Annotated in this window: 30 protein-coding genes and 1 pseudogene; 14 read left to right on the forward strand and 17 right to left on the reverse strand. The window is 73.8% G+C overall.

The window, feature by feature from the left end; all coding sequences use genetic code 11:
- Positions 1-159 (forward strand): annotated as a pseudogene (locus tag ACFYYW_RS43570) (IS5/IS1182 family transposase); the annotation flags it as partial.
- 22 nt (positions 160-181) lie between these two features.
- Here ACFYYW_RS43570 and ACFYYW_RS43575 read toward each other — a convergent pair.
- The 4 genes from ACFYYW_RS43575 to ACFYYW_RS43590 form a co-directional block, all read right to left on the reverse strand.
- A complete protein-coding gene (locus ACFYYW_RS43575; protein WP_387659015.1) occupies positions 182-355 on the reverse strand; it encodes a hypothetical protein in 174 nt (57 codons plus the stop codon).
- 119 nt (positions 356-474) lie between these two features.
- Positions 475-885, reverse strand: a complete 411-nt coding sequence (locus tag ACFYYW_RS43580; protein ID WP_352329743.1) for a DUF2871 domain-containing protein — start codon at positions 883-885, stop codon at positions 475-477.
- A 93-nt stretch (positions 886-978) separates the two neighbouring features.
- Positions 979-1,467, reverse strand: a complete 489-nt coding sequence (locus ACFYYW_RS43585; protein ID WP_387659019.1) for an RNA polymerase sigma factor — start codon at positions 1,465-1,467, stop codon at positions 979-981.
- Positions 1,464-1,979 (reverse strand): hypothetical protein, encoded by a 516-nt coding sequence (locus ACFYYW_RS43590; protein ID WP_387659022.1) that lies wholly within the window; start codon positions 1,977-1,979, stop codon positions 1,464-1,466. Before ACFYYW_RS43590 ends, ACFYYW_RS43585 begins: the two co-directional genes overlap by 4 nt.
- A 72-nt stretch (positions 1,980-2,051) precedes the next feature.
- Here ACFYYW_RS43590 and ACFYYW_RS43595 point away from each other — a divergent pair, with 72 nt between their 5' ends.
- A complete protein-coding gene (locus ACFYYW_RS43595; protein WP_387659025.1) occupies positions 2,052-2,486 on the forward strand; it encodes a DUF3995 domain-containing protein in 435 nt (144 codons plus the stop codon).
- Here the strand turns inward: ACFYYW_RS43595 and ACFYYW_RS43600 are convergent.
- The gene (locus ACFYYW_RS43600; RefSeq protein WP_387659028.1) at positions 2,483-2,629 is read right to left on the reverse strand and encodes a hypothetical protein; all 147 of its coding nucleotides are present in this window, start codon (positions 2,627-2,629) and stop codon (positions 2,483-2,485) included. The genes ACFYYW_RS43595 and ACFYYW_RS43600 overlap by 4 nt on opposite strands.
- Positions 2,630-2,817: 188 nt before the next feature.
- Entirely contained in the window at positions 2,818-3,561 is a 744-nt protein-coding gene (locus tag ACFYYW_RS43605) for a hypothetical protein (RefSeq protein ID WP_387659031.1), read from the reverse strand.
- Positions 3,562-3,707: 146 nt separating this feature from the next.
- Between ACFYYW_RS43605 and ACFYYW_RS43610 the strand changes: the two genes are divergently transcribed.
- The gene (locus tag ACFYYW_RS43610; protein ID WP_387659034.1) at positions 3,708-4,484 is read left to right on the forward strand and encodes a hypothetical protein; all 777 of its coding nucleotides are present in this window, start codon (positions 3,708-3,710) and stop codon (positions 4,482-4,484) included.
- Positions 4,485-4,508: 24 nt separating this feature from the next.
- Here ACFYYW_RS43610 and ACFYYW_RS43615 read toward each other — a convergent pair whose 3' ends face one another.
- From ACFYYW_RS43615 to ACFYYW_RS43635, 5 genes are all read right to left on the reverse strand, one after another.
- A complete protein-coding gene (locus ACFYYW_RS43615) occupies positions 4,509-5,216 on the reverse strand; it encodes a hypothetical protein (RefSeq protein ID WP_387659037.1) in 708 nt (235 codons plus the stop codon).
- Positions 5,217-5,481: 265 nt separating this feature from the next.
- Entirely contained in the window at positions 5,482-6,363 is an 882-nt protein-coding gene (locus ACFYYW_RS43620) for an alpha/beta fold hydrolase (RefSeq protein WP_387659040.1), read from the reverse strand.
- Between the two features lie 97 nt (positions 6,364-6,460).
- Positions 6,461-7,423: an ankyrin repeat domain-containing protein gene (locus ACFYYW_RS43625; RefSeq protein WP_387659043.1), complete on the reverse strand. Its 963-nt coding sequence runs from the start codon at positions 7,421-7,423 to the stop codon at positions 6,461-6,463.
- 170 nt (positions 7,424-7,593) lie between these two features.
- Positions 7,594-8,346 (reverse strand): SDR family oxidoreductase, encoded by a 753-nt coding sequence (locus ACFYYW_RS43630; RefSeq protein ID WP_387659046.1) that lies wholly within the window; start codon positions 8,344-8,346, stop codon positions 7,594-7,596.
- A 14-nt stretch (positions 8,347-8,360) separates the two neighbouring features.
- A complete protein-coding gene (locus tag ACFYYW_RS43635; protein WP_387659049.1) occupies positions 8,361-8,879 on the reverse strand; it encodes a carboxymuconolactone decarboxylase family protein in 519 nt (172 codons plus the stop codon).
- A gap of 189 nt (positions 8,880-9,068) precedes the next feature.
- Here ACFYYW_RS43635 and ACFYYW_RS43640 point away from each other — a divergent pair, with 189 nt between their 5' ends.
- Positions 9,069-9,977, forward strand: coding sequence for an RNA polymerase sigma-70 factor (locus ACFYYW_RS43640; protein ID WP_387659052.1), 909 nt, complete (start codon positions 9,069-9,071; stop codon positions 9,975-9,977).
- Between the two features lie 10 nt (positions 9,978-9,987).
- Here the strand turns inward: ACFYYW_RS43640 and ACFYYW_RS43645 are convergent, their stop codons facing one another.
- Together ACFYYW_RS43645 and ACFYYW_RS43650 are read right to left on the reverse strand one after the other, a co-directional pair.
- The gene (locus tag ACFYYW_RS43645) at positions 9,988-10,731 is read right to left on the reverse strand and encodes a VOC family protein (protein ID WP_387659054.1); all 744 of its coding nucleotides are present in this window, start codon (positions 10,729-10,731) and stop codon (positions 9,988-9,990) included.
- A gap of 65 nt (positions 10,732-10,796) precedes the next feature.
- Positions 10,797-11,570, reverse strand: a complete 774-nt coding sequence (locus ACFYYW_RS43650; RefSeq protein WP_387659057.1) for an alpha/beta fold hydrolase — start codon at positions 11,568-11,570, stop codon at positions 10,797-10,799.
- Between the two features lie 132 nt (positions 11,571-11,702).
- On the opposite strand from ACFYYW_RS43650, the gene ACFYYW_RS43655 reads away from it, so the two are divergent.
- Positions 11,703-11,957: a hypothetical protein gene (locus ACFYYW_RS43655; protein WP_387659060.1), complete on the forward strand. Its 255-nt coding sequence runs from the start codon at positions 11,703-11,705 to the stop codon at positions 11,955-11,957.
- A gap of 43 nt (positions 11,958-12,000) precedes the next feature.
- A complete protein-coding gene (locus ACFYYW_RS43660; RefSeq protein ID WP_387659063.1) occupies positions 12,001-12,429 on the forward strand; it encodes an NUDIX domain-containing protein in 429 nt (142 codons plus the stop codon).
- Between the two features lie 52 nt (positions 12,430-12,481).
- Here the strand turns inward: ACFYYW_RS43660 and ACFYYW_RS43665 are convergent, their stop codons facing one another.
- Positions 12,482-13,642, reverse strand: a complete 1,161-nt coding sequence (locus ACFYYW_RS43665; RefSeq protein ID WP_387659066.1) for an MFS transporter — start codon at positions 13,640-13,642, stop codon at positions 12,482-12,484.
- 126 nt (positions 13,643-13,768) lie between these two features.
- On the opposite strand from ACFYYW_RS43665, the gene ACFYYW_RS43670 reads away from it, so the two are divergent.
- Complete coding sequence (locus ACFYYW_RS43670; protein ID WP_352331263.1) at positions 13,769-14,092, forward strand: helix-turn-helix transcriptional regulator; 324 nt, start codon at positions 13,769-13,771, stop codon at positions 14,090-14,092.
- Here ACFYYW_RS43670 and ACFYYW_RS43675 read toward each other — a convergent pair.
- The 3 genes from ACFYYW_RS43675 to ACFYYW_RS43685 all read right to left on the reverse strand — a co-directional run bounded on the left by ACFYYW_RS43675 (position 14,089) and on the right by ACFYYW_RS43685 (position 16,596).
- The gene (locus tag ACFYYW_RS43675) at positions 14,089-15,192 is read right to left on the reverse strand and encodes a serine hydrolase domain-containing protein (protein ID WP_387659070.1); all 1,104 of its coding nucleotides are present in this window, start codon (positions 15,190-15,192) and stop codon (positions 14,089-14,091) included. The two genes, ACFYYW_RS43670 and ACFYYW_RS43675, sit on opposite strands and share 4 nt — an antisense overlap.
- Before the next feature lie 218 nt (positions 15,193-15,410).
- Positions 15,411-15,737, reverse strand: a complete 327-nt coding sequence (locus ACFYYW_RS43680) for an SDR family NAD(P)-dependent oxidoreductase (protein ID WP_387659073.1) — start codon at positions 15,735-15,737, stop codon at positions 15,411-15,413.
- A 34-nt stretch (positions 15,738-15,771) separates the two neighbouring features.
- Entirely contained in the window at positions 15,772-16,596 is an 825-nt protein-coding gene (locus ACFYYW_RS43685; protein ID WP_387659076.1) for an SDR family NAD(P)-dependent oxidoreductase, read from the reverse strand.
- Positions 16,597-16,720: 124 nt separating this feature from the next.
- Here ACFYYW_RS43685 and ACFYYW_RS43690 point away from each other — a divergent pair, with 124 nt between their 5' ends.
- The 7 genes from ACFYYW_RS43690 to ACFYYW_RS43720 all read left to right on the forward strand — a co-directional run bounded on the left by ACFYYW_RS43690 (position 16,721) and on the right by ACFYYW_RS43720 (position 26,335).
- Positions 16,721-17,302 carry a TetR/AcrR family transcriptional regulator gene (locus ACFYYW_RS43690; RefSeq protein ID WP_387659078.1) on the forward strand — a complete coding sequence of 194 codons (582 nt, stop codon included), beginning with the start codon at positions 16,721-16,723 and terminating at the stop codon, positions 17,300-17,302.
- A gap of 110 nt (positions 17,303-17,412) precedes the next feature.
- The gene (locus tag ACFYYW_RS43695; RefSeq protein ID WP_387659081.1) at positions 17,413-17,697 is read left to right on the forward strand and encodes a hypothetical protein; all 285 of its coding nucleotides are present in this window, start codon (positions 17,413-17,415) and stop codon (positions 17,695-17,697) included.
- Positions 17,698-17,845: 148 nt separating this feature from the next.
- Positions 17,846-20,722, forward strand: a complete 2,877-nt coding sequence (gene lanL / locus ACFYYW_RS43700) for a class IV lanthionine synthetase LanL (protein WP_387659084.1) — start codon at positions 17,846-17,848, stop codon at positions 20,720-20,722.
- Positions 20,632-22,461 carry an alpha/beta hydrolase family protein gene (locus tag ACFYYW_RS43705; protein ID WP_387659087.1) on the forward strand — a complete coding sequence of 610 codons (1,830 nt, stop codon included), beginning with the start codon at positions 20,632-20,634 and terminating at the stop codon, positions 22,459-22,461. Before lanL ends, ACFYYW_RS43705 begins: the two co-directional genes overlap by 91 nt.
- Positions 22,462-22,547: 86 nt before the next feature.
- On the forward strand, positions 22,548-22,670 hold the full coding sequence (locus ACFYYW_RS43710; protein WP_189652211.1) for an ALQxL family class IV lanthipeptide: 123 nt from the start codon (positions 22,548-22,550) through the stop codon (positions 22,668-22,670).
- A 117-nt stretch (positions 22,671-22,787) separates the two neighbouring features.
- Positions 22,788-24,536 (forward strand): ABC transporter ATP-binding protein, encoded by a 1,749-nt coding sequence (locus ACFYYW_RS43715; RefSeq protein ID WP_387659091.1) that lies wholly within the window; start codon positions 22,788-22,790, stop codon positions 24,534-24,536.
- A complete protein-coding gene (locus tag ACFYYW_RS43720) occupies positions 24,518-26,335 on the forward strand; it encodes an ABC transporter ATP-binding protein (RefSeq protein WP_387659094.1) in 1,818 nt (605 codons plus the stop codon). Before ACFYYW_RS43715 ends, ACFYYW_RS43720 begins: the two co-directional genes overlap by 19 nt.
- The last annotated feature ends 11 nt before the right edge of the window (positions 26,336-26,346 follow it).

The raw sequence follows: 26,346 nt of genomic DNA on the forward strand, positions 1-26,346 counted from the left end.
GAGCTCTACAAGCAGCGCAACACGGCCGAACGCTGCATCAACCGGATCAAACAGTGGCGTGGGCTGGCTTTCCGGTTCGACAAGACGCCCGACAGATATCTGGCTGGCTTGCACCTACGCGGGGCCGTCTTATGGATCCGAAGCCTCCGACCAGCCTAGAGATCCGAACTCCGTACAGGCTCTAGTGCGCCCCCCTGCTCAGATTGACCACCATCTCCACCATCAGCAGCCGGAAGGCGATGAACCCCACGACCACCACGACGGCGGCGACTGCCAGACTGATGATGACCTTGCCGTTCATCTTGCCCCCATTCGAGTCCAGGATTCGCTGGAAGACCCAGAGCAGCTTCTCCATGGCTCGACGGTAGGAAGAGGGCAGGGTGGAGTCGCACCTACGAACGGTGGAGATCCGGGTGGAGATCCGGGGCGAGATCCGCGAGCAGGCCCGGCCGGGCCTGCTCGACGCGACTCCGGTCAGGTCTTGGCGGGGATGCGCTTGCCGAGGTTGACGAAGAACAGGATCAATCCGACCGTCAGCACGATGTGCCCCAGCCCGGCGAGCCCGGTGATCGCCGGGCTGGTCTCGGCGCCGAGCACCGTCTGGGTGCCGTGCACGATCATCATCGTCACCGTCAGCGCCAGCCCGCCGTTGTAGACCCAGAAGAACCAGGTGAACAGCTTGCCGCCGGCGCTCAACGTGAACACCTTCTCCAGCACCAGCACGATCAGGAAGAACAGCATGCCGAGAGCGAGCAGGTGGGTGTGCACCACGCCGAGCTGGGTGTCGCCGGTGAAGTCGTTGAGCTTGGTGATCTCGCGATAGTAGAGGCCGCTGACGACGCCGACGATCATGTAGATGTGCGCCGCATGGTAGATCTTTTTCACGGTTGAGACCTTAGAGGGTTGTTTGGCACCATTCGTACCGGCACTCCACCGACGTCCCGCCGCCGGACGGCTCTCAGCCCCGCCGGACGGCTCTCAGCCCTGCCAGGCCCGGCGGAAGCTGGCCCGGGCCCGGTGCAGCCGGGACTTGACCGTGCCCGACGGGACCCGCAACATCCGCGCCGCGACGTCCTCCGGCACCCCTTCCAGGTCGCGCAGCACCAGCACCGCCCGATGCTCCGGCGACAGGCGCTCCAGCACGTCCCGGATGTCCACGGCCCGCTCGACGTCGTGCGGCGAGGGCACGCCGGCCAGTTCGGCCGGGCTGGAACGACCGTCACGCCGGGCGATCCGGACCGCCTCGCGCACGGCTATCGCCCGCGCCCAGCCGAGCAGCGCCTCAGGTTCGCGCAGGTCGCGCAGATGCCGGAAGATCGCGATCAGCGCCTCCTGCACGGCGTCCGGCCCGCTGTCCAACGCGATGGGCCCGCAGATCCGGCCCAGGTACGGCGTCAGCTCGGCGAGCAGGTCGTTCATGGCCATCGTGTCGCCCCGCTGGGCGGCGAGCACCCGGGCGACCGTCATGACGCGCCCCCAGCGTCCCGGCCCGCGTCCCCACCTGCGTCGTCGGCTGCGTCGGCGGCCGTGACACGGGAGGCGAGTCTGGCCAGTGCCTTCTCCCCCGCCACCCGCACGCCCCAGGGCACCAGCGCCGCGCGGCCCGGGACGCGCACTCCGCCCGTCTGCGCGACCAGCGTCCCCTCCGGCACGGCGGTCGCGGCCAGGCCGACGAGCAGGAACCGGCTCTGCATCCAGCACCAGCCCGGCCGCAGGTCGACGTCGAACCGGGCGCGCATGCCGTACCGGCTGCGGGCCCTGGCCACCAGGCGGCCCTCGTCCGGGCCCGCGGACTCGACGGTGAGATGCCGCATGTCGGGTTCGAACGTGCCGAACTCCCCCTCCAGATCGCTCACCACGGCCCAGACCGCCGCGAAGGGTGCGGGAATGACGCGCTCGGCGACGGACGCCCCGGGAATGGCCGCAGCCAGCGCGCGCAGGCGGCGTACGGGGTCCAGATCGGCAACAGGCCAGCTCATGTCCATCCAGAGGCAGGAGGGGCGCGAAAGGTTCCATGGAACCATTACGGATTTCGCCGACTCCTGCCGGACATGAACATCACACGCCTCGGCGCCCTGACCGCCTCCGTCCTGCTCACCGACGCCGCCGCGCACCTGTACTGGCTGACCGGCCGCACCTGGCCCGCCCACGACGTCAGATCCCTCTCGCTGGCGGTGCTGAACTTCGAGGTGCCGTTCACCCCGCGCGTGCTGGTGCCGCTCGTCGTCGTGCTCGGCACCGGGGCGGTTGCGGTGCTCGCCTGCTCGCGCGGCCGCGGCGGGCTGCCCGCCCGTCTGGTCACGTCCGCCGTCGCCGCCGGGACCCTCGTGCGCGCGGCGGTCGGGCTGGTGTGGGTGGCCGGCGTCGGCGCGGACACCGCGACCCCGTTCTACTGGCTCAACCTGTTCCTCTACACGCCCCTCTGCGTGGTCATGGCCACGTCGGCGGCCCTCGTCGCCTCCCGCCGCGGCTCCCGGCGGCTCTAGCCGGAGCAGAGCTGGGCGCGCAGGGTGCGGAAGGCCCCTTGCTCCCAGCGCTCGCGCGGCCAGCCGCGGGCGTGCACGAACAGCAGGCACAGCTCGGGGCCGAGCAGGCCGTACAGCAGGTCAGCGCCCTCCTGCCCGGACACCTCAGCCCGCACCCCGGGCCGCGCTCCGGCATCCCGAGCCCCAGCAACGCCGCAGGACCACGACCATCAGGATGCCGGGCCGGGCTGCTGATCCGCACCGCCGGCGGGGCCCGGCCGGCCGTCCCGCGAGGGCCGGTCCCCGCGGGCCGGCCACGGCCGGGCGGGGGCACTGGGTGGTGGGTGGTCGGTCAGGGGCGGACTCGTCGTACGGTGATCTCGTACTGGTCCACGGCGCCCTCCCACCGGGCCACCAGCGCGCCGCCCTCGTCCCTGGCCCTGCGCATGTCCTCACGGCACAGGGCCAGCTCGTCGGAGCGGGGGTCGCAGAACGCGCGCAGGTGCGCCCGGAGCCCGGCGTGCTCCACGGCCGCGACGGCCGCCGCAGTCTCCGGGTCGTCCCCTTCGTAGGGCACCAGGCTGTCGAAGCCGTCGCCCATGCCGGTGGCGACCCGGAGGGCGTCCAGGAGCGTGCCGTCCGAGGCGATGGCGGCGCTCGTCACGGACCAGGACCCCGTCGGCAGGCCGACCCCGTGACGGGCCGTCAGGCGCGCCAGTTCGGCGCCGCCGACCTGGGGCCAGCGGTCGGAACCGGCGGGCTTGACGGCCACCAGCTCGTCCCGGAAGCCGGCCGGGAACGGCGCCGCGGCGTCGATCTCGAACAGCGACCGGCTCGGGTCGAACCGCAGTTCGGGGTAGCCGACCTCGTCGAGCAGCAGCAGGTTCTCGTTGGAGATCGTCGCGCGGCCGGCCAGAGCGGCCGGCTCCAGCCACGCCGGATCCGTGTCGAACCCCGTCTCGGCGAGCCAGTTGCCGCTGTAGCAGGCCGCGTACTCGGCCTCGGCGTCGAAGCCGGAGAGCGGGTGCTCCAGCAGGACGCCGAAGGCCTGCCACAGCGACGACTCCCAGTCGTCACCGGTGGTGGGGGCGGACATCACGTTCGCGCCTTTCGTCAGTGGGGGGATCGTGACACGCGGCGTGCCCGCCGTCTGGCGTCACTTCTCATGATCGATTGTAGAGTGAGGCATTCGTCCCCTCCCCCGGCAGGAAGCCCCCTGTGTTACGTCGTCACCGTTCGGCCGTGCCCGCTCTGCTTCTCACCGTTCTGTACGGTGCCGCGCTGACGGTCGCCGCCGTCGTCGCCCTGGTCTCCGGTGAGCTCGGCCCGTTGTGGGGGCTGACCCTGTTCTCGGCCGTGACCGAAGGCGTCACGGCCACCGGGCCGAACCTGTTCCTCCTGGTCCTGGCCGGGCTGTCGTGGTCCTGGGGGATCTGGCAGATCCTGCGCGGGCCGTCGGCGGGGCCGCCACCACCGCAGGACGCCGACCTCCTGCGGTTGCGCCTGGCGCTGTACGCCGCGGCGGCCTCGCTGTTCCTGCTGCACCTCACCACGTCGATCTGGGCCGACACGACGGTGATCGACTCCGCGGTGATGTGCGTGCTCGTGGTGCTGTTCATGCGGGTGCTGGGCCGCGGCCGGCCGTACATGCGCGGCGCCGGGCTGCTGGGGTACGGCGGATACACCGTCATCGGCGTGCTGGACCTGCTCGGCCGGCCCGTCCCGGAGGGGCTGGAGCTGGTCTGCGGCCTGGCCGGTCTGGTCTGGACGGCGCTGGTCCTGCGGGCCCAGGGCTCCGACGACCGCTGGGCGACGGCGACCGTCGCGTACGGCGTCGCCGCCGTGGTGACGCCGCTGGTCCTGGTGCTGGCGACGTTGCCGTTCACCGGCGAGGAAAGCGCGGTCGAGGCTCTCGGCGTGGTCTCCAACGTCCTGATGATGATCTGGCTGGCCCGCTCCGCCCACGACCTCGCCGCCCCGCGCCGCCGACCGGCCCCCGAAGCGACGCTGGAGGCCTGAGCTCGGGGGCCGGCGAACCGGGGCTCAGCGTCTGCGCTGCCTGGTCCGCTCGGTCCGCTCGGTCGAGGGGGTCTCCCGCGGCAACGACGGTCTGGCCAGGGGCGCCAGCGACGGCCCCTGCCACTGCGGCCTGGCCGGCCCCGACCGCTTGTCGTCGTCGGGATTCCCGCCGTCGATGGACAGGATGCGGCCCCTGAACTTGGGGTGCCTGGTCTCCCAGTACCGCCAGCCCTCCACCCTGGCCGGCACGTTGGCTATCCCCGAGCCGACCTCGACCTGCTTGCAGGTGCCGAGGACCGACCAGGCCGACCAGCCGATGCGGTAGCCGAAAACGCGATACCACATATTGCCGTACATCCCTTTAGTGATGGTCCGGCTGTATTCATGGCCGGTGAAGACCATATGCCGCTCTTCGAGATGCGGAACGCCCATCTTGCGCAGGTTGCGCACCAGATCTCCGGTCGTGATCACGAGTTGCTGCTCGTTCTCCGTCTCCCGGAACGCCCTCACCTCGTATTCGCGGGTCACCGTCACCGTGATGGTGCCGCCGGGGCCGTCAATGTAGCGGGTGCGGGGAATGAAGAAGTTTCTCGGTGAGAGCGAACGGATTTTGAAGAAGGTGTGCGGGTCGCACCGCCCGTCGCCGTCCGCGTACGCGGCCGGGCTCACGGCGGGGGTCATGGCCAGGACGAGGGCCGTCGAGAGCGAGCCGCGCACGGCCGCTCGTGTCATGGTCCGCCCAAGACGAGGTGCCGTCGGCCGGGTGGGGTTGCTGAGGGCATTTGCTCGTATTTTGGGTGAGAACATGTACCGTTCCTTTCGGAATGCAGCCCGTAGTCGCCATCCGAACCCTTGAACCGGAATGCGGCCTTTTCGCACGCCGATCAGGGCATCTAGACCGGTACGATGTTTACACTTGCCACGAATCACTCATCGACGCCACACCGAAACCGCATTCCCGGTGACCGGCAAGATTCAGTTGTCGGAATGCCATGGCTCAGGGGCGCCGCTCAGCGAAATCGTCCCCCCGGAACCCGTGACCCCGCGACCGCGTGAAGGCCCGGATCCGTTCGGCGATGACGTCGGGGGCGTTGAGGTCGGGGGCGTTGTGGTCGAGCCCGGCGATGATCTCGTGCCGGGCGTCGGGCATGAGGCGGGCCAGGCGAGCCGGCACACCGGTGAGGTAACCGGGGGACCGGTCGCCGCCGAGCAGCAGCGCCGGGGAGCCGACGCCGGCGTATCTGGCGCCGTCGGAGTCCAGGCGGACGATCTCGCCGATCTCGGCGGGGGTGGTCGCCATCATCGCCCGCATGTCGCGCCCCTCCGCCCCGCGCAGCATCAGGAACGCCAGCGCATGGAACACCGGAGCCGGCGCGTCGCCCACCGGGACCAGGCGGGTGGCCTTGAGGAAGGCCGCCATCGCCGCGGTGTGCCTGCCCGCCGCCAGCAGCCGCTCGAACGCCGGCAGCCACCGGGCGGGGAAGGAGCCGTCGATGCTCACGCCCGGTTCGTAGACCATGAGCGCGGCCACCCTGCGCCGCAACCCGAGGTGCAGGGCGACGAGACCGCCGTAGCTGTGCCCGAAGACCAGGCGCGCGCCCGTGCGGTCCATGACGGCCAGCGCGTCGTCGACCTCGGTGTCCACGCCGTACGCCGGGCCCTGCGGACCGCTGCCGCCGCGTCCGCGCCGCTCGATCACGTGCACGCTGTGCGTGCCGGACAGTGCCCGTGCCAGCGCCCCGTAGTGGTGGGCGCGCCGGTTGTTCCCGGGGATCACCAGCAGCCCCGGCCCCCGGCCCGCGCTGAGCACGGCGATCGTCGTGCCGTCCTTCGAGGTCACGTCCGCGCTCTGCCACCGCATCGACTTCTCGCCGCCCATCAAGCCCTGCCTTCACGTTGGTGGAGACAGCAGCCTGGCCGCCGGGGCTGTCGCCCGGCTGGCAGAACGCTGGCACCGGCGCCCGGCAGGAGAACGCTCAGTCCCAGTAGTCGCCGTCGGGCAGCCGCAGGTAGGTGTCCGGTTCCGTGAGCGAGCGGGCGTCGGCCGGGCGCAGCCCCGCGCCGGCGAAGCAGTACGCCTCGGCGCACCCGTCGTACAGGTACTTGCGCAGGATCTCCTCCGGCGAGTCCTCCAGGGAGGCGTCGCCGCCACCCGGATGGGTGTCCCATTCCGCGACCTCGCCGTCACGGTAGACGCTGCCCTGGTTGCCGCTCTTGGGATTGGCGTACATGCCGTAGGCGACCGTGCCCGCCGACAGCGCCTTCATGACGCCGGGCGTGGCGGCCATGTACCCCCACTCCTGGAAGACGACGCACCCGCCGGGCACGTCGGTGACGCCGACGAACCGCAGCGCGTCGTCGTCGAACGGATCGTCCTCGACCTCTTCGAGCTCCTCCTCCGTGGCGGGTTCGGCGGCCAGCAGGCGCGCCGCCTCCGCCGCGCCGACACCGCGCACGCACGTCAGGCTGAAGCCGTCGCCGTCGAGGCCGTCCAGGACGCCGACCAGGCGCGCGGCCTCCGCCACGGCCGCCGTCTCGGCCTCGGTGAGCCGGGCGTGGCCGGGCGGGAACGGGAAGAACAGGCCGGGCGTCGGACCGGCCAGGCTCAGCCGGCCGGGCGACCAGCCGCCCATCATCGGCCGCCACGGGTCGGCTCCGGCGGCGACCAGCGCACGGGCGTTGTCCGGCTGGTCGCGGAAGACCGCCTCCCAGAGCGCGGTGCGGCCCTCGCACTCGGCGTCGACGTCGGCGACCCGGCCGGCCAGCTCGGCGACCACCTCCGGCGAACCGCGCTCGGCCGCGACGTGCAGGGGGCGCTCGAAGAAGTACGCGCCCTCGTCGGGGTCGGCGCCCGCGGCCAGCTTGGCGCGGACCAGCGGCAGGTTCCTCCAGCCGTCCCACCCCAGATCGGACCAGTCGGGCGTTTCCTGTGCGGTCATGACAGCTCCTTCAAGATCCCTCATGCGGAGACGAGCGGTGCCATCATGGCGCAGGGCACGGACAATTTTCGAAGATCGTCCAGACGGCGGGCGGCCGCCCTTCGCCGGGGACGCCCGCACGGGCAAACCCTTGTCCCCGGCGGCCCACCGAGGACAAGGGCGGAGCCGGATCAGGGCTGGGCGTCGAGCCATTCCCGGAAGGTCGGGCCGGCGAGCCTGGCGTGCGGGCCGGGCAGGAACGCACCGGCGGCGGCCAGGGCGGCATCGGGCATGCCCGCGCCGTCCACGCCCACGACCTTGACACCCCGGCGGGCGCCCAGGAGCCGGGCCGCCTCCGCCAGCGTCTCCCTGCGCGGGCCGGCGATCTCGGGGATCGGCGTGCCCGGCACGGCGTCCGCGGTGGCCAGGTCGGCCAGCTCCTCGGCCACGACCCGGCAGGCCACGAGCTGGGTGGGCAGCTCCGGGACGTAGGCGACGTCACCGGGCTGCCAGTCCAGCAACTGGCCCACGAACTCGTGGAACTGCGCCGCCCGCAGGACGCGCACGGGAAGCGGTCCGGCCGGCAGCAGCTCCTCGTGCACCTTCTTGGCGGCCAGGAAACCGGCGGTGGCCCTGTCGGCCCCGATGATGGACGCCACGGCGATCCGCGCGACCCCGGCCCGGCGGCCGTACTCGTGCAGGTTGCGGGCCGAGGCACGGAAGAACTCCGTCGCCGCCTCCTGGTCGGAGGAGTGCCAGGAGGCGACGTCGATGACGACCTGCGCCCCGGTCAGCGCCTCGGCCAGGCCCTGACCGGTGACGACGTCCACGCCGGTGGCGCGGGACATCGGCACGACCCGGTGCCCCCTCTCGGTCAGGACGTCGACGACGTGGCGGCCCAGCCGGCCGGTCGCCCCGGCCACCGCGAACGTGGTGATGCTCATGTCAGGCGCCTTTCTCACTCGCTGTAGTTCCGGCCGGGAGGCATGCCGGGGATCGGCTTGGCGATCAGGGCCGCCGGGGTGAAGAAGCCGATGTGGGCGATCGCCATGACCAGCGACCACATCGCCCTGTCGTCGTGCAGCGCCGACGCCCTGGCGTACAGCTCGTCGCTGACGCGCTCCCCCGAAGGGTTCGGGGTCAGGACCGCCTCCACCAGCTCCAGCGCGACGCGCTCGGCCTCGGTGAAGCAGGTGGCGTCCCGCCAGGTGGCCACGGCGGTGATGCGCTCCTCCGGCTCGCCCAGCCCGCGCAGGCCGGCGGTCTCCCTGACGGTGAAGTACGTGCTGCCGAGCAGCTGCCCGGCGCGCAGCTGCAGCAGGCCGATGGTCACCGGGGGGATCACCCCGTTCCGCAGGGCCTTGTGCAGCCCCTCGCCGACCACCGCCATCTCGGGGAGGAAAGGGAGGGGGTTGGGCATGCGCGACCGGCGGCCGGTCGTCGTGGAGGTGGACATGAGGAAGACTTCCCTTCTCACTCTGGACTCGTCGTCGCGCCGCACGGATCGTCCGCGCGGCGTCCTGACGACCACGAGACGCCGCCGCGCCGGCCCCCGTAACACCGGCGGTCCTGTGACGTAGCCCACTGGCCGCAGGTGTTACGCGGCGGCGCCGGACGGCGTCCTGTGCGTGTGGCAGTGCGGAGAACGGACAGGCAGGAGCGGGACATGACCGATCACGACGAACACGCCGGGCCGCCCGGCTCCGCCACCCAGACGTTCGTCGCCCACCGCAACCTGCTGTTCACCGTCGCCTACGAGATGCTCGGCTCGGCCGCCGACGCCGAGGACGTCCTGCAGGAGACCTGGCTGCGCTGGGCGGACGTCGACCTCGCCGGCGTACGGGAGCAGCGCGCCTACCTGGTCCGGATCGTCACCCGGCAGGCGCTCGACCGGCTGCGGGCACTCGGCCGGCGCAAGGAGTCCTACGTCGGGCCGTGGCTGCCCGAGCCGCTGCTGACCGCGCCCGACGTGGCCGAGGACGTCGAGCTCGCCGAGAGCGTCTCCCTGGCGATGTTGCTGGTGCTGGAGACGCTGCAGCCCACCGAGCGGGCGGTGTTCGTGCTGCGCGAGGTGTTCGAGCTGGACTACGACGAGATCGCCGAAGCCGTCGGCAGGAGCCCGTCGGCGGTCCGCCAGATCGCCTACCGGGCGCGGGCGCATGTCGCCGCCCGCCGGCCGCGCGGCACCACCTCACCGGCCGAGACGCGGGCCGCGCTCCAGGCCTTCCAGCGGGCGGTCGAGACCGGCGAGCTGCAGAGCCTGCTCGACGTCCTCGCGCCGGACGTCGTCGCCCTGAGCGACGGCGGCGGCCTCCGGCACGCCCTGCCGCGGCCCGTCGTGGGCATCGACAACGTGGCCCGCCTGCTGGCCACCGGCTGGTGGAAGCACGACGCGGACAGATCGGTCGAGCTGGTGCAGGTCAACGGCGGGCCGGGGCTGCTCGTGCGGATCGACGGCGAGATCGACGGCGTGGTGGCGGTCCGCGTGGAGAACGGCTACGTCACCGGCGCCTACCACGTGCGCAATCCCGACAAGCTCTCCCGGATGGGACGGGAGACCACCGTGACCCGCTGAGCACGGCGGGTCAGCGCGGGGCGCCGAGGACGCAGAACACGTTGCCCTCCGGATCGGCCATCACGACCCACGGGACGTCCCCCTGCCCCACGTCCGCGGACGTCGCGCCGAGCCCCTCCAACCGGGCCACCTCCACCGCCTGATCGGCGCCGCGGTGCGGCAGCAGGTCGATGTGCACGCGGTTCCACACGCTCTTCGGGCCGGGCGTCGTGCGCAGGAACTCCAGGTAGGGCCCGACGCCCTCGGCCGCACGCAGCCGCGCGTGATCGTCGCTCGTCTCGTGCACGGTCCAGCCCGTCGCCTCGCCCCAGAACCGGGCCATGGCCCGCGGGTCGGAACAGTCGACCACCACCGCGGCGATCGGCCCGGTGTCCCGGTAGATCTCCCGGGGCTCCAGCACGCAGAACACGTTGCCCTCCGGATCGGCCATCACGACCCACGGGACGTCACCCTGCCCCACGTCGGCGGGCTTCGCGCCGAGCCCCTCCAGCCGGGCGACCAGCTCCGCCCGATGGGCCTCGGAGGTGGTGGCGAGATCGAGGTGCACGCGGTACCTCACCGTCTCGGGGTCGGGAACGGTGACGACGTCGACGCAGACGGCGCTGGGATCGGGCCAGGCGAATCCCACGGGCTCGACGTTGGTCACGCCGGGGCCCTCGCTGGAGACACCCCAGCCGAGCGCGTCCGCCCAGAACCGGCCGAGCGCCGCGTCGTCCCGGGCCTTGAAGTTCACCTGAACCAGCCGCAATGCCATGCCGATCACCCTATGCCCGACGACCGGGCCGCCCTCTGCGGGCCGGACCGCCGTCTCGGCGCCGGTCAGCCGGCGAGGAGGATCTCCAGGAGCCGTTCCGGCGCGCGCAACGGCAGGTAGTGGTCGGCCGCGGCCACGATCTCCAGGCGCGCGCCGGCGATGCCCGCGGCGAGCCGGCGGGCGATCACGCCGATCTCCGGGTGATCGTGGTCGCCGACCACCACGGTCGTGGGCACCGCGACCCGGTCGAGGAGTTCGACGGCGCCCACCTCCGCGAACAGGGCATGGCCCTTCTCGGCGGCCACCCGCAGCTTTGCGTTCTCGGTGACCATCTCGCGGATCGCCGCGTAACCCGGCGCCCGCTCGCCCAGCGAGGCCCAGAGCATGAGCTCCGTCTCGGCCAGGCGGCCGGGGTCGTCCCCGCGGTCGGCCGCCGCGTAGGCGTCCAGCTCGGCAGAGCGCGGCCAGTCGTGGCCACCGGCCGACGCCGCGACCAGGGTCAAGGAGCGCACCCGCGCCGGGTGCTCCAAGGTGAAGTCGAGCGCGACCTCGCCGCCCATGCTCAGCCCCACCAGCGCGGCACGTTCGACGCCGAAGTGGTCGAGGACCGCGAGCAGGTCGTCCTCGTAGCGGAACGGCGCGGTCGGCGGCGTCGAACGGCCCAGGCCCCGCGCGTCGTACCGGATCACGGTGCGGTGGCGGGCGAGTTCGGGGAAGACGCCGTCCCACAGGCGGCTGTCGTGCACGGAGCCGTGCAGCAGGACCACAGGAGGTCCGTCGCCGGCCTGCTCGGCCCACAGGCGGCCGTCACCGGAGACGGGAAGGCACTCGATCGTCATGGGAGCGATTCGACCACACTCCCGCCTTCCGGGAGGACGACGTCCCGGCCGCGGAAATCATCCCCGAGGGGGACGGGGAATCAAGGATCGCTTTGACGACCGCGGAAGCGGACGACTTCTACCGTTCCCCCCATGGTTATCAACACGAACACATTCCGCCGCGCCGCGGCCGGTGTCGGACTTGTCCTGGCCACCCTCGCCTTCCCGGCCGCGGCCCAGGCCGCCACGGCGCAGACCTCCGCCACCCCCGTCCTGTACGGCGTCTACCCGACGTCGGACGCCTGCGCCCGTGCGGCGGCTGCGTACACCGCCGCGGGCCGAACCGCCACCTGCCGCCTGAACAGCATCTACGCCAAGCCCCCCTACTGGCTGCTGTACGTCTCCTAGACCGCACGCGTTTTCTCGGCTCGGCGCCTGCGATCATGAACGGATGCCCGAGCCGAGAATCCGCGTCGCCGCCTACGTCATCCGCCACCGCACCACCCCGGAACTCCTCGTCTTCGACCACGTCGACGCGCCCGAAGCCGGCACCCAGGTGCCGGCGGGCGGAGTGCTGCCGGACGAGAGCCTGGAACAGGCCGTCCTGCGGGAGCTCGCGGAGGAGACCGGCCTGACCGAGGTCACCCTCGTCGGGCCCGTCGCGGTCGACCACAAACCCCGCGAGGACAACGGCCGGCCCCGGCGCACGACGTTCTTCCACCTCACCGCCGCCCCCGACAGCGCCGACGCCTGGCGCCACCGGGTCCATGGCGACGGCGCGGACGCCGGCATGGAGTTCGCCTGCCGCTTCGTCCCGCTACCGCTGGCGGAGAAGCTGGCCGACGCCCAGGACGCCTGGCTGGGACGCATCGAGGGCTGAGGCCGGGCCGTCTGCCACGATCGCCGTCCGGCTCTCCCCCCGCGGCCCGTGCTCAGGACGGCCGAGGCACGGCAGGCGCACGGCGGCGGGCGGCCGTCAGATGGCAGAGCAGCGCCACGGCCGTGACGCCGGCGGCCGGCAGCCCCAACGCGGCGGGCACGACGGCGAACCACTCCTGGGCCAGCCCGCCCAGACCGCCGCCGAGAGCCATCCCGAGATAGACGGCCGAGGAGTTGAGGCCGAGCAGGACCGGCGCCGCGGCCGGGCCGAGCGCGATCAGCCGATGCTGCTGGGGCACGACGACGACGCCCAGGGCCACACCCCAGACCGCCGCCCATGCCAGGGTCGGCGCCAACGCGGCGGTCACCACCGGCGTGAGGGCCAGCGCGACGACGGCGACCGCGAGGGGCCAGGTCAGCACGTGCGCGGGGTCGTACCGGTCGACCAGCCGTCCGGCGACGATGTTCCCCGCCAGGACGCCGACCCCCCAGGCCGTCAGCACGGCGGCGAACAGCGGCCCGGAGCCGCCCGTCGCCTCCCGCAGGGCCGGCCCGACGTAGGTGTAGAGGGTGTAGGCGCCGAGGAAGACCAGCGTGGTGACGGCCAGCAGCGCCACGACCCGGCCCTCCTTCAGCGGACGCAGCCGCTCCCCCAGCGAGGCGGCGGGAAGCCGCACCCTGGGCAGCCCGGCGGCGATCCCGAGGGCCGCGACCAGGCCGACCCCGGCGACCGCCCACAGGGTGACGTGCCAGTCGGCACGGCCGATCAGCGTGCCGAGCGGAAGACCCAACGCCGTCGCCGCCGTCAGCCCGCCCAGCACGAACGCCAGAGCCCTGCCCCGACGTTCCGCAGGCGCGATCGCCCCCGCGGCGCTGGAGGCCGCGGAGTTGATCATCCCGGCGCCCACCGCGGTGACGACGCGGGCGATCATCACCACCTCGTAACCGGTTCCCAGGGCGGTGACGGCGTTGCCGGCCACGAAGACGCCCAACGCGATCAGCAGCGCCGTCCGCCTGTCCAGCCCGCCGGTGAGCGCGCCCATGATCGGCGCCGACAGGGCCATCACCAGGGCGAACACCGTCACCAACTGCCCGGCGGCGGGCGTGGAGACCCGCAGGTCGGCGGCGATGGCCGGGAGCAGCCCCGCGATGACGTAGCTGTCGGTGCCCACGGCGAAGGTCGCCAGGGCCAGAGGGAGGAGTCGTCGCAACACCGGACGGTGCCACCTTTCCGTAGGGGCCTCGGACGTATCGAGGGGAACCCTAGGCAATACATGGATGGTTGTCCATATATCCATCAATTGGTAGCGTGACAGGCGTGCGGAACACAGGGAGCGACCATGCGTGAGGTGTCACAACCGGCCACCGACGCCATCCGGCTGGTGGAGGTGCTGCGCGCCCTGGCCGACCCCGTGCGCCTCGACCTCGTCCAGCGGCTCGACCGGATGGGCGAGGACCACTGCAACGCCATCGGCGCCGACATCGACGTGCACCAGACCACGCTGTCGCACCACTACCGGGTGCTGCGCGAGGCCGGCGTGACCTGGACGACGGTGCAGGGCCGATCCCGGCTCGTCCGGCTGCGCCGCGAGGACCTCGACACACTCTTCCCCGGCCTGCTCGACTCCGTCCTCGGCGCACAACGCCGCACCTCCGAGCCCTAAGGGCACAACGCAGAGGTCAGCACGGCCATCGCCGCCTGATGAGGGTCGCCGGAGAACGGCGTGATCGACAACGTGACCTGCCGCGAACCGTCGGCCGAGCTGAACGCCACCGTCAGGTAGCCCGGGGCACCGCCGCCGTGACCGAACGCGGTGCCACAGGGAAGAGGCGCCAGCTCCAGCCCCAGCCCATACCCCCCGGTCGGCCCGGGATCCTGCATCTCCTTCAGCAGACCAGGGCGGAGCAGCCTGCCCTGGAACAGGGCACGGTAGAACCGGTTGACGTCCGCGGTGGTGGAGACGATCTCGCCCGCCGCACCGGCCATCGTGGGATTGAACCGAGTGACGTCAACGGGGACGACCCGGCCACCCCTGGTGACCGGCACATAGGCGTGGGCGTGCGGGCCGTGCACCTCCGGCGAGGCTCCCGGCAGGCGGGTGTGCCGCAGGCCGAGCGGCCGCAGGATCCGCTCCGCGACCTCCGTCGCGTACGGCCTGCCGGTGACCCTCTCGATCAGCATGCCGAGCACGATGTAGTTGGTGTTGGAGTACCCGTACCCGGACCCCGGCGGGAAGTCGCGCGGGAGCTTCTCCGCCCTCTCCACCAGTTCGCGGGCCGACCAGGTGCGGTAGCGCTCCTTGGGGATGCCCGCCTCGTCCATCATGCCCGTCGAGTACTCGGGAAGGCCGCTGGTGTGCTGGAGGAGGTGCCTGATCGTGATGTCGGCGCCCCCGTCCACGAGCTCCGGCAGCCACTGCTCCACACTGTCGGACAGGCGCAGCCTTCCCTCTCCCACCAGTTGGAGCACCACGGTCGCCGTGAACGACTTGGTCACGCTCCCGGCCCGGAAGCGCCCGTCCACCGGGGCCGGTCGGGCGTCGTTCATCCTCGCCCTGCCGGCGGCGGCCCGCCAGGTCCTGCCCCCGTCGCGAACCTCGGCGATCGCGGCGACCGCACCGCCTGCGACGATCTTGTCCAGCATCGCCTGCACACGCGGACTCGCCTCCGCCGACGCGGGTGCGGGTGCGGCCACGGCAGGCGCCGCCGTCAACGACACGGTCAGGCACGCCACGACGGCCGCGCTGGTGCGTCTTCCCCTCACGTTGCCCCTCCTGATCAACGGAGCCCGGCTCTCGGCCTCCGCCGTATCAAGATCCGGCACGAGAGGGCGGTACGGCGTCGGAGGAATCCCCTACGAAAACCCTGATTCCCCATCGGCGATCTCCGACTTGGGAAGGACGCCTTACCGGCCTTCTGGCCGCGTTCGTCGATGCTTGGTTGTCGATGGACGGGACAGGTTCACGAACCTGGAGCCCGCCTTTACATTGTAGATTCGTTGAGGATGCCGACGCTCAGCCGGACGCAGAGGTCCCACACCGCGTTCTGGTTGCGTTCGTCGAGCGCGCCGGCCGGCAGCGGTTTACGGCGGCACCGGTCGTCGAAGTAGGCGCCGGTGAGGCCCTCCACGCGATCGTTTCCGGCGCCGGCGCGGATCTCCTGCGCGGCGCGCTGCGCCCGGACGCGGTCGGTCCCCACCAGGATGACGGAGGCCCCGAGTCCGGCCAGGCCGCGCGCGGTCTCCATGCCGATGCCCCCGGTGCTGCCGGTGATCAGGGCGGTTTTGCCGGTCAGGTCGTTCAATGTCATCGTGCCTGTCTCCTTGGGGTCGGGGCACCGGGGGTCAGCGCGCGATCAGTTCCTGCGTGAGCTCATGGAGGCGCAGGGCGTCGTCCCGGTCGAAGGCGCGGCCGTCCAGCGGCAGCCGGCGTTTGCCCCAGTGGGCGGTGAAGGGCTCGGCCGGCGGGTCGTCCAGGAGCGCGGTCATGGGCCCGGTCGCCTTCGGCACCGACGTGGCGAGCACGGTGAACAACGCCCGGGTCGCCGCACGCAGCGGTTGCGGCAGGCTCGCCGGCATGCCCGTGGAGACCACGCCGGGGTTGTACCCGACGTAGGAGACGCCGCTGCCGGCGTGCACGACGCCGAAGGCGACCCCGAGGAGGTCGTTGGCCCGGAAGGACTGCAGGGTGGCCTTGGCGCCGCTGTAGGCCCGGGTCAGCTGCAGGTCGTCCCAATGGATGCGGCCCAGCGGGACGCCGGGCGTGCCCACGTTCATGACCACCGGACGCCGCGCGGCCCGCAGCACGTCGTGCAGGCCGTGGCTGAGCACGAAACGGCTGAGGTAGGCCAGCGCGAAGCTGTGCTCGAAGCCCTCGCCGGTGGTCGCGCGGCCGCCGAGGAGCCGGTAGCGCTGGGCGCACAGGATCAGCTTGTCCACGACCGGATGGTCCGCGGCGAGGCGATCGACGACGCCCCGGCAGGCGGCCAGCGAGGTGAGGTCGGCGCGTACGAACGTGACCCGCCCGGCCGGCGCCTCCGCCTCCGCCTCCGCGAGCAGGGCCTCCCCCTTTTCGGCGGTGCTGCCGATGGCCACCACGTGAGCGCCCTGCCGGAGGTAGTGGAGGGCCAGCCCCTTGCCGAGCCCGTCGGTGCCCCCAGTGATGATCACGGTCCGCATGTTCACCTGCTCTCGTCGACACATCCACCGAAGTGGATATGGCATATCCGCTTACGTCATGGAGCCTAACACGAAGCGGATATTATGTATCCAGTTAGCCGACGGACGGGATGCCATGAGCGAAGAGACACCGGCGCTGCGCCGCGACGCCGAGCACAACCGGCAGCGCACCCTGGCGGCCGCGCGGGAGGTGTTCGCGGCGCGCGGGCTGCAGGCCACGCTCAACGACGTCGCCCACCACGCGGGGCTCGGCGTCGGCACCGTCTACCGCCGGTTCCCCAACAAGGAGGCCCTGGCCGAGGCCGTCTACGCCGGCAAGCTCGACGAGATCCGCGCCGCCGCACAGGCCGCGCAGGCGGCCCAGGACGCCTACCAGGCCCTGCGGGCCTTCATCGAGCACGCCCTGGAACAGGCCGCGACCGACCGCGGGCTGCGCGAGCTCATGCGGCGCGGCGCGGGCGAGAGCGAGCCGATCGAGCGCGCCCGGGAGGGCATCGCCGAGTCCTGCGGCCGCCTCATCGCCCGCGCCAGGGAACAGGGCACGCTGCGCGCCGACATCACGGTGGACGACATCGCGCCCATCGTCTCGATGATCGACTCGGTGATGGACCTGCCGTCCTCCGGCGCCGCGCAACCGTGGCGCCGCTACCTCGCGCTCATCCTCGACGGCCTGCGCACCGGACGCAGCACGCCCTGAAGGCCGCATTAAGGACGCCGCCGCAGCCTTAAGGGCGGCCCACAAGTGTTTCCCAAGTCTCCTGGCAGATCTTGACGGCAGAACGCCGTTCCCTGAGGAGAAGAGGAAACATGAGCACTCGACGTCTGACCGCGGCCGCCCTCGTCGCGGGTGGGCTCGCTCTCGGCGCCGTCACCGGCTCGGCCATGCCTGCGTCCGCCGTGTCCGCGTCCACTGTGTCCGCGTCCGCTGTGTCCGCATCCGCCGTGTCCGGGTCGTGGCACCTGGCGGGCTACTACCAGTACCGCGACCAGTGCGTGCGAGCCGGTTTCAGCGCCGTCACCAGCGGGGGCATCGTCCAGGATTTCCGGTGCGAGGTGTCCGGTTCGCGCTTCGCGCTCAGCCTTTTCTACTGATCGACCCGACGGCGGCGGCCCGCTCGGCCGCCGCCGTGCAGCCGTTCGCCGTTCACCGGCGGGCCCCGGCGGCCGACGGGAATGTCCCGAATCCGATCAGGCGTGAGGTTGTGGCGTGAGCATGAGCACCGCAGGCACGGACGAGCAAATGAGCGCGGATCTCCACGTACTGGAGGACCTCGTGCGGGCCGCCCTGCGACGGTCCGCCGGGGACGGGTGGGACGTCCGCCACCGCCCTCCGTGGACGTACGTGGCTCCCCGGGAGGCCGGGACGCGGGACCAGGGATGGAAGCTGCACGTGTCGGCGACGCCGCTGTCGGCCCCCGTCGTGCTGGCACGGGCGGCCGAGGTGCTGGTACGGCATCGGTGCCCGTTCAAGTTCGCGGCCACGTTCGCCGACCTGACCGGCCTGCTGTCCAGGAACGTCCACCGGGGATCGGCCGGCAAGTTCATCACCGTCTATCCCCCGGACGACGAGGCGGCGACGGCCATCGCCGAGGACCTGCACCGCGCCACGTACGGCCTGCCGGGCCCGCCCGTCCTGTCCGACCGGGCCTACCGGCCGGGCAGCCTGGTCCACTACCGCTACGGCGTGTTCTCCGCGCGCAGCGTGCTCGACAACGACGGCGTCTACAGCTCGCCGCTGACCGCCCCAGACGGCGCCTGCCTGGTGGACCGGCGCAACGCCTGGTACTCGCCGCCGGAGTGGGCCGACTGCCCGTTCGAGTCCGGTCGGGCCCCGGCGCGGACCGCCGCGCCGGAGGCCGTCGAGCTGGCCGGACGGTTCGTGGTGCGTCAGGCCATCCGCCACGGCGCCAAGGGCGGGGTGTTCCTGGCGGAGGACCGGCTCTCCGGCGCCCAGGTCGTGATCAAGCAGGCCCGCCCGCACATCAGCGCCACCCTGCAGGGCCAGGACGAACGCGACCGGCTCCGCCACGAGGCCGACATGCTGGACGTGTTCGGGCCGCTCGGCGTCACGAGCCGCAAGGTCGGCCTGTTCACGCAGGGGGACAACCTGTTCCTCGCGCAGGAACACCTCGACGGGACCGTACTGACCACCTGGGCGGAGCAGGCCAGGGCCGCCGACCCGGACGGCTGGCCCCGCGTGGCGCTGACCGCGGTGCGCGCGCTGACCGGGCTGGTCGCCGCCGTGCACGAGCGGGGCTTCGTGCTGCGGGACCTGACGCCGAACAACGTCATCGCCGGCCCGGACGGCTCCTGCCGGCTGGTCGACCTGGAGATGGCCGCTCTCCCCGGCACGCCCGTCACCAAGGCCTACACCGCCGGTTACGCGCCGCCCGAGCAGGTGCGCGGGCCGATGTACGGGCCGGCCGCGGGGGCCGAGGCGGACCTGTACGCCCTGGGCGCGACGGTGCTGCACCTGGCCACGGGGTGCCGGCCGCTGCTCGGCTCCGACGACCCGCCCGCGGGCCGCTCGTGGGACACCCGGGTGCGCGGGCTGGTCGAGGTGGCGACCGAGGGCGACGCCGTGGCCCGGGCGCTGCGGCCGATGCTCCTCGGCCTGATGCGCGAGGACCCGGCCCGGCGCTGGGACCTGCGGCGCGTCGGCGCCTTCCTCGACGACCTGGAGCCGCTGCCCGGCTCCGACCTGCACGCCGCACCCCCGTCGGCGACGGCCGCGAGCCGGGGCACGACGATCGCAAACCGAGTCACGGCGGTCGCGGGCGCCGCCCGCCGTCTGTCCGTCGCCGGGCAGGACCGACTGCTCCGGGACGGGATCGTGCACACGCTCCGGCGGATGGACCGCGATCCCGGCGCCCGGCGCCTGTGGCCCGTCTCCGGGTTCGGCGAGAGCGCCGACCCCTGCGCCGTGCAGTACGGCTCGGCGGGGGTGCTCACCCTGCTCGCGTCGGTCCTGCACTCTCCGGTCCTGCACTCTCCGGCCCTGGACACGACGGGCCTGGACTCCTCGGTCCTGGACTCCTCGGTCCTGGGCAGCGGCGAGGCCGGGCGGGACGGCATCGCCGCCGCGCTGCGCCACGCCGCCGCCTGGACGGTCCGGCGGCTGGGCAGCGAGCCCAGGCCCTCGCCCGGGCTCCACTTCGGCCGGGCCGGCATCGCCTGGGCGCTGCACGAGGCCGGCCGCGCCCTCGGCGACGACGCGCTGCGCACGGCGGGCATCGACCTCGCGCTGGCCCTGCCGACGTCGTGGCCGAACCCGGACGTCTGCCACGGCGTGGCCGGCACGGGCCTGGCGTCGCTGCACCTCTGGCGGGCCACCGGCGACGAACGCCTCCGGGAGCGCGCGGCACGGTGCGCGGACGCCCTGGTGGCCGGCGCCGAGCGCACCCCCGGCACCGTGTTGTGGCCCATCCCGGAACGTTTCCCGTCGGCGCTGGCCGGCGCCGTGCACTACGGCTTCGCCCACGGCGTGGCGGGGATCGGGACCTTCCTGCTCTCAGCCGCCGCCCCGGGTGGCGACGAGTACCTGGAAACGGCCCTGCTCGCCGGGCGGACGCTGCTGGCCGCCGCCCAGCGCACCGGCGCGGCGGCCTGGTGGCCGGAGTTCCCCGGCGGCGGCGTCCGGATGACGCACTGGTGCAGCGGCTCCTCCGGGGTCGGCAGCTTCCTCGTCCGGCTCCACTCCGTCACCGGCGAGCCGGACTTCCTGGACGCGGCGAAGGCCGCCGCCGTCGCCGTCCGCGGCTCGCGGCTGTCCTCGGGGACCGCCGCCTGCCACGGGCTGGCCGGTGACGGGCAGTTCCTGCTGGACATGGCCGGCCTGCTGGGCGAGGCGGACTACCGCGCCCAGGCCGCGGAGCTGGCCGCCTGCCTGGAGGCGCGGGCGGTGCTGCGGGACGGGCTGCTGGTGGTGCCGGACGAGAACGGCGACACGGTGAGCTTCGGCTGGAACACCGGGCTGGCGGGCGTCCTGGACTTCCTGCTGCGGCTGCGTCACGGCGGCCCGCGTCCGTGGACGGCCGACGTCCCGGCGCGCGTCCCGGCACCGGCACCGACATCGGCATCGGCATCGGCATCGGCATCGGCATCGGCGGGATCGTGAGCGGGACGATGCTCCGGCTGGGCTTCCGGTTCTCCGGCCTGGGGCGGTACGCCGTGTGCCTGACCGCCGAGGGCCGCCGTCCCCTGGCCCCGGAGTTGTGGGACCTGACCGGCGCGCGTCCCCGGTCCCGCGTCCTGCGTTCCTGGGACGGCGAGAGTCCCGCGAGCACCGCGGTCCCGACGGACGACGGCGCCGTCCTGCTGAGCCGGGCCGGAAGCGAGGGGACGCACCGGCTGCTCCTCGTCGTCCCGGACCGGGACGGCACGGGCTGGTCGGCGCACGACCTGGCCGCCGTCACGGGTGGCGGGCTGCGGCTGGTGGCGGGCCGCGGCGCGGGAACCGCGGCGCTGGCCTTCCGCACGACCCCGGCGGGCGGCACGGCCGTGTGGCGGCTGTCCGGCCGGCCCGAGCCGCCCGAGCTCGTGGCCCATGTGCCGGGGCCGCTGGCCGGGGGCGTCTGGCTCGACCCGTCCGGGAGCCTGCTGGCCCTGGCCGTGCCGGCCGGCTCCCGGACGCGCACGGTGGTGCTGGACCTGTCCGACGGCGCCGTGTCCCCGCTCCCCGGCCTGGACCGGCGCGAGCGCCTGCTGCTCGCCGCCCCTGAGGCAGGCGTCCTGCTGACCGTCCGCGAGACCCCGGACGGCCACCGCCTGGGGATCCGCCCGCGCGACGCGGACGCCCCCACCGTCTTCTCCGAGCAGCTGAACGCCGTCGAGGGCGTGGTCACCCCGCTCGCCCTCGACCCGGCCGGCCGGCGCCTGGCACTGGCGGTCGCCGCGGGCGTGCGCTGCCGCGCCGTGCTGTACGACCTGGCCGAGGACGGTTTCCTGGAGGCGGGGCCGGCGACCGGCACGATCCTGCCGATGGCCGCCTGGAGCGCGGGCAGGCTGCGGCTGGTGCATTCCGCTCCGGGCCTGCCGCCGCACGTGGTGACGGTCCCGGGACCGGACGGCGGGACCGGGCGGACATGCGCCGCCGCGCGCTGCTTCGACGGCCCGGCCGGACCCGTCGAAGCCGTCGTCTACGGCGACCCCGTCGCCGCCGGGCGCGTCGTGCTCGCGCTGCACGGAGGCCCGGAGTCGGCCTGGCGGCTCGGCTACGACCCGCTGTTCCAGCGGCTGGCCGACGAAGGCGTCGCCGTGGTCGCGCCCAACCAGCGCGGCAGCACCGGGTACGGGCCCGCCCACCGCGACGCGATCCGCGGCGCCTGGGGCGGACCGGATCTGGCCGACGTCCTCCACCTCGGCCGCACCCTGACGGCCGCCCGCGCGACCGGCGCCGCCCCGCCCCTGTTGTACGGCGTGAGCTACGGCGCCCACCTCGCCCTGCTCGCCTCCGCCGCGGAACCGGGCCTGTGGTCCGGCGCCGCCGTCGTCGCGCCGTTCCTGTCCGGGCGGGAGCTGCACGCCGACGGGCCGCCGTTGGTGCGCAACATGCTCGACCGGCTCGGCGGCTGCGCGGAGATCGAGGACGACCTCGGGCCCCGCGACCTGATCCGGCTGGCCGACCGGCTGCGCGGCCCGCTGCTGGTCGTCCACGGCGAGCTGGACGCGACCATCCCCGTCGGCCACTCCCGGCGGCTGCGGGACCGGCTGGCGCGGGCCGGTCCCGGCGGGCCCGAGCTCACCTACGTCGAGGTGCCCGGCGCCGGGCACGACCCGCTGACCGGACCGGACGGCCACCTCGTGCTCGACCGCCTGGTCGCCTTCCTCCGCCGCCGCTCCCCGCGGCGCCCATGATCCCGCCGGCCGGCGTCCTCACCCGGCGCCGGACCGGTGGCAAGGCCCGCACCCGCGGGCTCCGCACCGAGAAGAAGGAGAAACCGATGGAACTCGACATCACCGCTCTGGACATGCTCCCCGCCCGCGAGGAGTCCGGCCTGGCCGCCTGCCAGGTCTCCAGCTTCACCTGCGAGAACGAGGGCAACAGCTGCTACGTCACCAGGTGACCTCCCGGTTCCTGACCCTGCGTTAGGACCCGTCCCCCAGCGGTGCCGGCTCCCGGAGCCGGCACCGCGCCGACACACGACCCACGCCATCGAGCCGATGGAGTGAAGGGACCTCTCATGATGAACGTCGGGCACCGGCACGGCGACCGGCTCATCGCCTGGACGGCCCGCGCGACGTGGGCGCCCCTGGCGGGGACTGCCGCCGCCGCGGCGGCCTCGATCGCCGTCTCCCTCGCCCTGCCCTCGGCGGTGGGCGCGGCGGTGAACGCGGTCCTCGCCGGAACGGGCTCCACCGCCGTCTACGCCGAGCTGGCGGTGCTCCTCCTGGCCGCCGCGCTCGCCGACGTCGTCTCGGGCGTCGCGGGGATCACGTCCGTCGCCTCCGCCACCAGGATGCTGCGCCTGCGCGCGATCGACCGCGTGCTACGGACCGACGCGGCGGGCGCAGCGGCGTTTCCCGCCGGGGAGCTCGTCAACCGCCTGGTGGGCAACACCGCGACCACCGGTTACGTGCCCGCGACGCTGCTGCAGATCGTGTCCGGGCTCGTCCTGTCGGCGGGCGGCGTCGTCGCGCTCTTCGTGATCGACTGGCGGGTGGGCGTCGCCTTCCTGAGCGGCGTCCCGGTGGCGCTCGTCGTCATGCGGGTGTTCGTCGCCCGGGTCTCCGGCCTGTACGGCGACTACCAGCGGGCCCAGGGCCGGCTGGCCGCGCGCCTCACCGAGACGCTGGCCGGCATCAGGACGGTCCGGGCCGCGGGCACCGCCGACCGGGAGATCGCCCGCGTGCTGCGGCCGCTGCCCGAGCTGAGCGCCGCCGGGCACGCCCTGTGGCGGGCACAGGCGCAGAGCGTGTGGCGGATCACCCTGATCCTGCCGCTCGTGGAGGTCCTCGTGCTGGCCGTGGCCGGGCTCGGCGTCGCGCAGGGACGGCTGCCGGCGGGCGCGCTCCTGGCCACGGCCGGCTACACCGCCCTGGGCCTGGTGTTCGTCGAGCAGATCGACCCGCTGCTGGGCATGGCCTTCGGCCGGTCGGCGGCGGTCCGCGTGCACGACGTGCTGGCCCTGCCCGTCCCGGCCGCCGGCACGCGGCCGCTGCCTCCCGGCCCGGGGACGCTCTCGTTCCGGGGCGTGACGGTGCGGCGCGGGGGGACTTCGCTGCTCGACGACGTCGACCTGGAGATACCGGCCGGGGCGATGACCGCCGTCGTCGGCGGCTCGGGCGCGGGCAAGTCGACCCTCGCGCTGCTGGCCGGCCGGTTGGCGGACCCGGACGGCGGCCAGGTCCTCCTCGACGGCGTGCCCCTGCGCGACGTCGATCCCGGGGCGCTGCGCGATGCCGTGGCGTACGCGTTCGAACGCCCGATGCTGCTCGGCGGCGACATCGCCGGGATGATCTCCTACGGCGCTCCGGCGTGCACCCCCGAGGCGGTGCGCGCCGCCGCGACAGCGGCGGCCGTGGACGACGTGATCCGCCGCCTCCCCTCCGGGTACGCCACCCCGGCGGCGGACGCGCCGCTGTCCGGCGGCGAGGTGCAGCGGCTGGGGCTGGCGCGGGCGTTCCTGCGGCAGGCCCGGGTGACCGTCCTCGACGACGCCACCTCCAGCCTGGACACGGCGACCGAGGCCCGGGTGAGCCGCGCCCTGGCCGAGGGCATGCGGGGGCGCACCCGCCTGGTCATCGCGCACCGCCCGGCCACCGCCGCCCTGGCCGACCTGGTCGTCTGGCTGGACGCCGGCCGGGTGCGCGGGCGCGGCACCCACCAGGAGCTGTGGCGGGACCCGGCGTACCGCGCCCTGTTCGCGTCCGCCGAGCAGGCCGGCACCCCGCAGCGGGACGAGGAGGACACATGGACGTCCGCACGGTGACCGGGGCCGCCGCGGACCGGCGGCAGGCCGTCCGGCCGTGGCGGTTCCTGGCGGGCCTGCTGCGCGCCCGGCGGCGCCCGCTGGTGCTGGCCCTGGCGTGGTCGCTGGTCGAGGCCGCGCCCGCGCTGCTGGCCGGGCTGCTCGTCGCCACGGCGGTGGACCGCGGGTTCCTGGCCGGCCGGCCGGGCGTCGGCATGGCCTGGCTGGGCCTGCTCGGGGCGACGATGGTCGTCAGGTCGGTCGCGACCCGGCTGATGTTCCCGCATCTCGCCGCGGTGGTCGAGCCCATGCGCGACGAGCTGGTCCGCGCCGTGGCCGGGGCGACCGTCCGCCGCGCGGCCGACGGCGGCCAGGCGCCGGACGCCGCCGCGCTCAACCGCCTCACCGGGCAGGTCGAGACCATGCGCAAGCTGGTGTCCACGATGCTGCGCACCAGCCGTGAGCTGGGGATGTCGGTGATCGCCGCGCTGGTGGGGCTGCTCGTGCTGTCGCCGGTGGCCGCCGCCGTCGCCGCCGGGCCGCTGGTGCTGACGCTGGCCGCGTTCGCCAGGCTGATGCCGGCGCTGACGGCCCGGCAGCGTGCGCTCGTGCTCGCCGAGGAGCGGCTGACGGCGCAGGCCACGCCCATCGTGGCGGGGCTGCGCGACGTCGCCGCCTGCGGGGCGCGGGTCCAGGCCGCGGACACGTTGCGGGCCCTGGTGTCCGCGCAGGCCGCGGCGGCCCGCGCGCTCGCCTGGGCGGGCACGGGCCGGCGGGTCGCCGTCCTGCTCGGCGCGCACGCGCCGCTGGTCGGCCTGCTCCTGCTGTCCCGTCCCCTGATCGAGAGCGGCCGGCTGAGCGCGGGCGACGTGGTGGGGGCGGTGACGTACCTGTTCACCGGGCTGGAGCCGGCGCTGCGCACGATCCTCGACACCCTCGGCGGGTGGGGGGTCGGGCTCGCGGCGACCACCCGGAGGATCGCCGAGACGATCGCCGCCCCCGGCCCGGAGGAGGCGGGCCGGGTGGACGCGGGCACCGAGGAGGCGGGCACCGAGGAGGCGGGCACCCCGGTGGCCGCCGGGCCGGCCGGTCACGAGCTGCGGGCCGAACGCCTGACGTTCGCCTATGCCGCGCGGGCCACGCCGGTCGTGCGGGACCTGGACCTGACGATCGGCGAAGGCGGTCATCTCGCGGTGGTCGGGCCCAGCGGCGTCGGCAAGTCCACGCTGGCCCTGCTGATGACCGGGCTGCTGCGGCCCACGGGCGGCCGGGTGCGGCTCGGCGGGCGGCCGCTGGCCTCGATCCCCGCCGCGTCGGTGCGGAGCCGGGTCGCGCTGGTGCCGCAGGAGGCGTACGTCTTCGCCGGGACGGTCCGGGAGAACCTGGCGTACCTGTGGCCGCTCGGCCAGAGCCCGGACGACGAACGCCTGCGCGCGTCCGTCGCCGCCGTCGGCGCCGGACCGCTCGTCGAGCGGCTGGGCGGCATCGACGGGGAGATCGACGAGCCGTCCGCGCTGTCGGCCGGGGAGCGGCAGCTCGTCGCGCTGGCCCGCGTGCACGCCTCCCCCGCCGACGTCCTGATCCTGGACGAGGCGGGCTGCCACCTCGATCCGGCCGCCGAGCTGCGCGCGGAGTCGGCGCTGGCGGCCCGTCCCGGCACCCTGGTCGTGATCGCCCACCGCATCAGCTCGGCCGCCAGGGCGCGCCAGGTCCTCCTGATGGACGGGACCACCGTGCTCACCGGCACCCACCGGGAGCTGATCGACCGGTCGCCCCTGTACGCCGACCTGGTCGGCCGCTGGCACGGCGGGACCCGGTAGGCCGGTGGCCG

The sequence above is a fragment of the Nonomuraea sp. NPDC001831 genome (assembly GCF_042892035.1).
Lineage (GTDB): Bacteria > Actinomycetota > Actinomycetes > Streptosporangiales > Streptosporangiaceae > Nonomuraea.

Excerpts from the sequence above, each read along its gene's own strand:
- ACFYYW_RS43590 (WP_387659022.1), bottom strand. The coding sequence starts at position 1,979 with ATGAGCTGGCCTGTTGCCGATCTGGACCCCGTACGCCGCCTGCGCGCG.
- ACFYYW_RS43670 (WP_352331263.1), top strand. The coding sequence starts at position 13,769 with ATGCGTGAGGTGTCACAACCGGCCACCGACGCCATCCGGCTGGTGGAG.
- ACFYYW_RS43640 (WP_387659052.1), top strand. The coding sequence starts at position 9,069 with ATGACCGATCACGACGAACACGCCGGGCCGCCCGGCTCCGCCACCCAG.
- ACFYYW_RS43690 (WP_387659078.1), top strand. The coding sequence starts at position 16,721 with ATGAGCGAAGAGACACCGGCGCTGCGCCGCGACGCCGAGCACAACCGG.
- ACFYYW_RS43605 (WP_387659031.1), bottom strand. The coding sequence starts at position 3,561 with ATGTCCGCCCCCACCACCGGTGACGACTGGGAGTCGTCGCTGTGGCAG.
- ACFYYW_RS43625 (WP_387659043.1), bottom strand. The coding sequence starts at position 7,423 with ATGACCGCACAGGAAACGCCCGACTGGTCCGATCTGGGGTGGGACGGC.
- ACFYYW_RS43595 (WP_387659025.1), top strand. The coding sequence starts at position 2,052 with ATGAACATCACACGCCTCGGCGCCCTGACCGCCTCCGTCCTGCTCACC.
- ACFYYW_RS43680 (WP_387659073.1), bottom strand. The coding sequence starts at position 15,737 with ATGACATTGAACGACCTGACCGGCAAAACCGCCCTGATCACCGGCAGC.
- ACFYYW_RS43695 (WP_387659081.1), top strand. The coding sequence starts at position 17,413 with ATGAGCACTCGACGTCTGACCGCGGCCGCCCTCGTCGCGGGTGGGCTC.
- ACFYYW_RS43615 (WP_387659037.1), bottom strand. The coding sequence starts at position 5,216 with ATGACACGAGCGGCCGTGCGCGGCTCGCTCTCGACGGCCCTCGTCCTG.
- ACFYYW_RS43585 (WP_387659019.1), bottom strand. The coding sequence starts at position 1,467 with ATGACGGTCGCCCGGGTGCTCGCCGCCCAGCGGGGCGACACGATGGCC.
- lanL (WP_387659084.1), top strand. The coding sequence starts at position 17,846 with ATGAGCGCGGATCTCCACGTACTGGAGGACCTCGTGCGGGCCGCCCTG.
- ACFYYW_RS43660 (WP_387659063.1), top strand. The coding sequence starts at position 12,001 with ATGCCCGAGCCGAGAATCCGCGTCGCCGCCTACGTCATCCGCCACCGC.
- ACFYYW_RS43655 (WP_387659060.1), top strand. The coding sequence starts at position 11,703 with ATGGTTATCAACACGAACACATTCCGCCGCGCCGCGGCCGGTGTCGGA.
- ACFYYW_RS43720 (WP_387659094.1), top strand. The coding sequence starts at position 24,518 with ATGGACGTCCGCACGGTGACCGGGGCCGCCGCGGACCGGCGGCAGGCC.
- ACFYYW_RS43650 (WP_387659057.1), bottom strand. The coding sequence starts at position 11,570 with ATGACGATCGAGTGCCTTCCCGTCTCCGGTGACGGCCGCCTGTGGGCC.
- ACFYYW_RS43575 (WP_387659015.1), bottom strand. The coding sequence starts at position 355 with ATGGAGAAGCTGCTCTGGGTCTTCCAGCGAATCCTGGACTCGAATGGG.
- ACFYYW_RS43645 (WP_387659054.1), bottom strand. The coding sequence starts at position 10,731 with ATGGCATTGCGGCTGGTTCAGGTGAACTTCAAGGCCCGGGACGACGCG.
- ACFYYW_RS43710 (WP_189652211.1), top strand. The coding sequence starts at position 22,548 with ATGGAACTCGACATCACCGCTCTGGACATGCTCCCCGCCCGCGAGGAG.
- ACFYYW_RS43630 (WP_387659046.1), bottom strand. The coding sequence starts at position 8,346 with ATGAGCATCACCACGTTCGCGGTGGCCGGGGCGACCGGCCGGCTGGGC.
- ACFYYW_RS43620 (WP_387659040.1), bottom strand. The coding sequence starts at position 6,363 with ATGGGCGGCGAGAAGTCGATGCGGTGGCAGAGCGCGGACGTGACCTCG.
- ACFYYW_RS43715 (WP_387659091.1), top strand. The coding sequence starts at position 22,788 with ATGATGAACGTCGGGCACCGGCACGGCGACCGGCTCATCGCCTGGACG.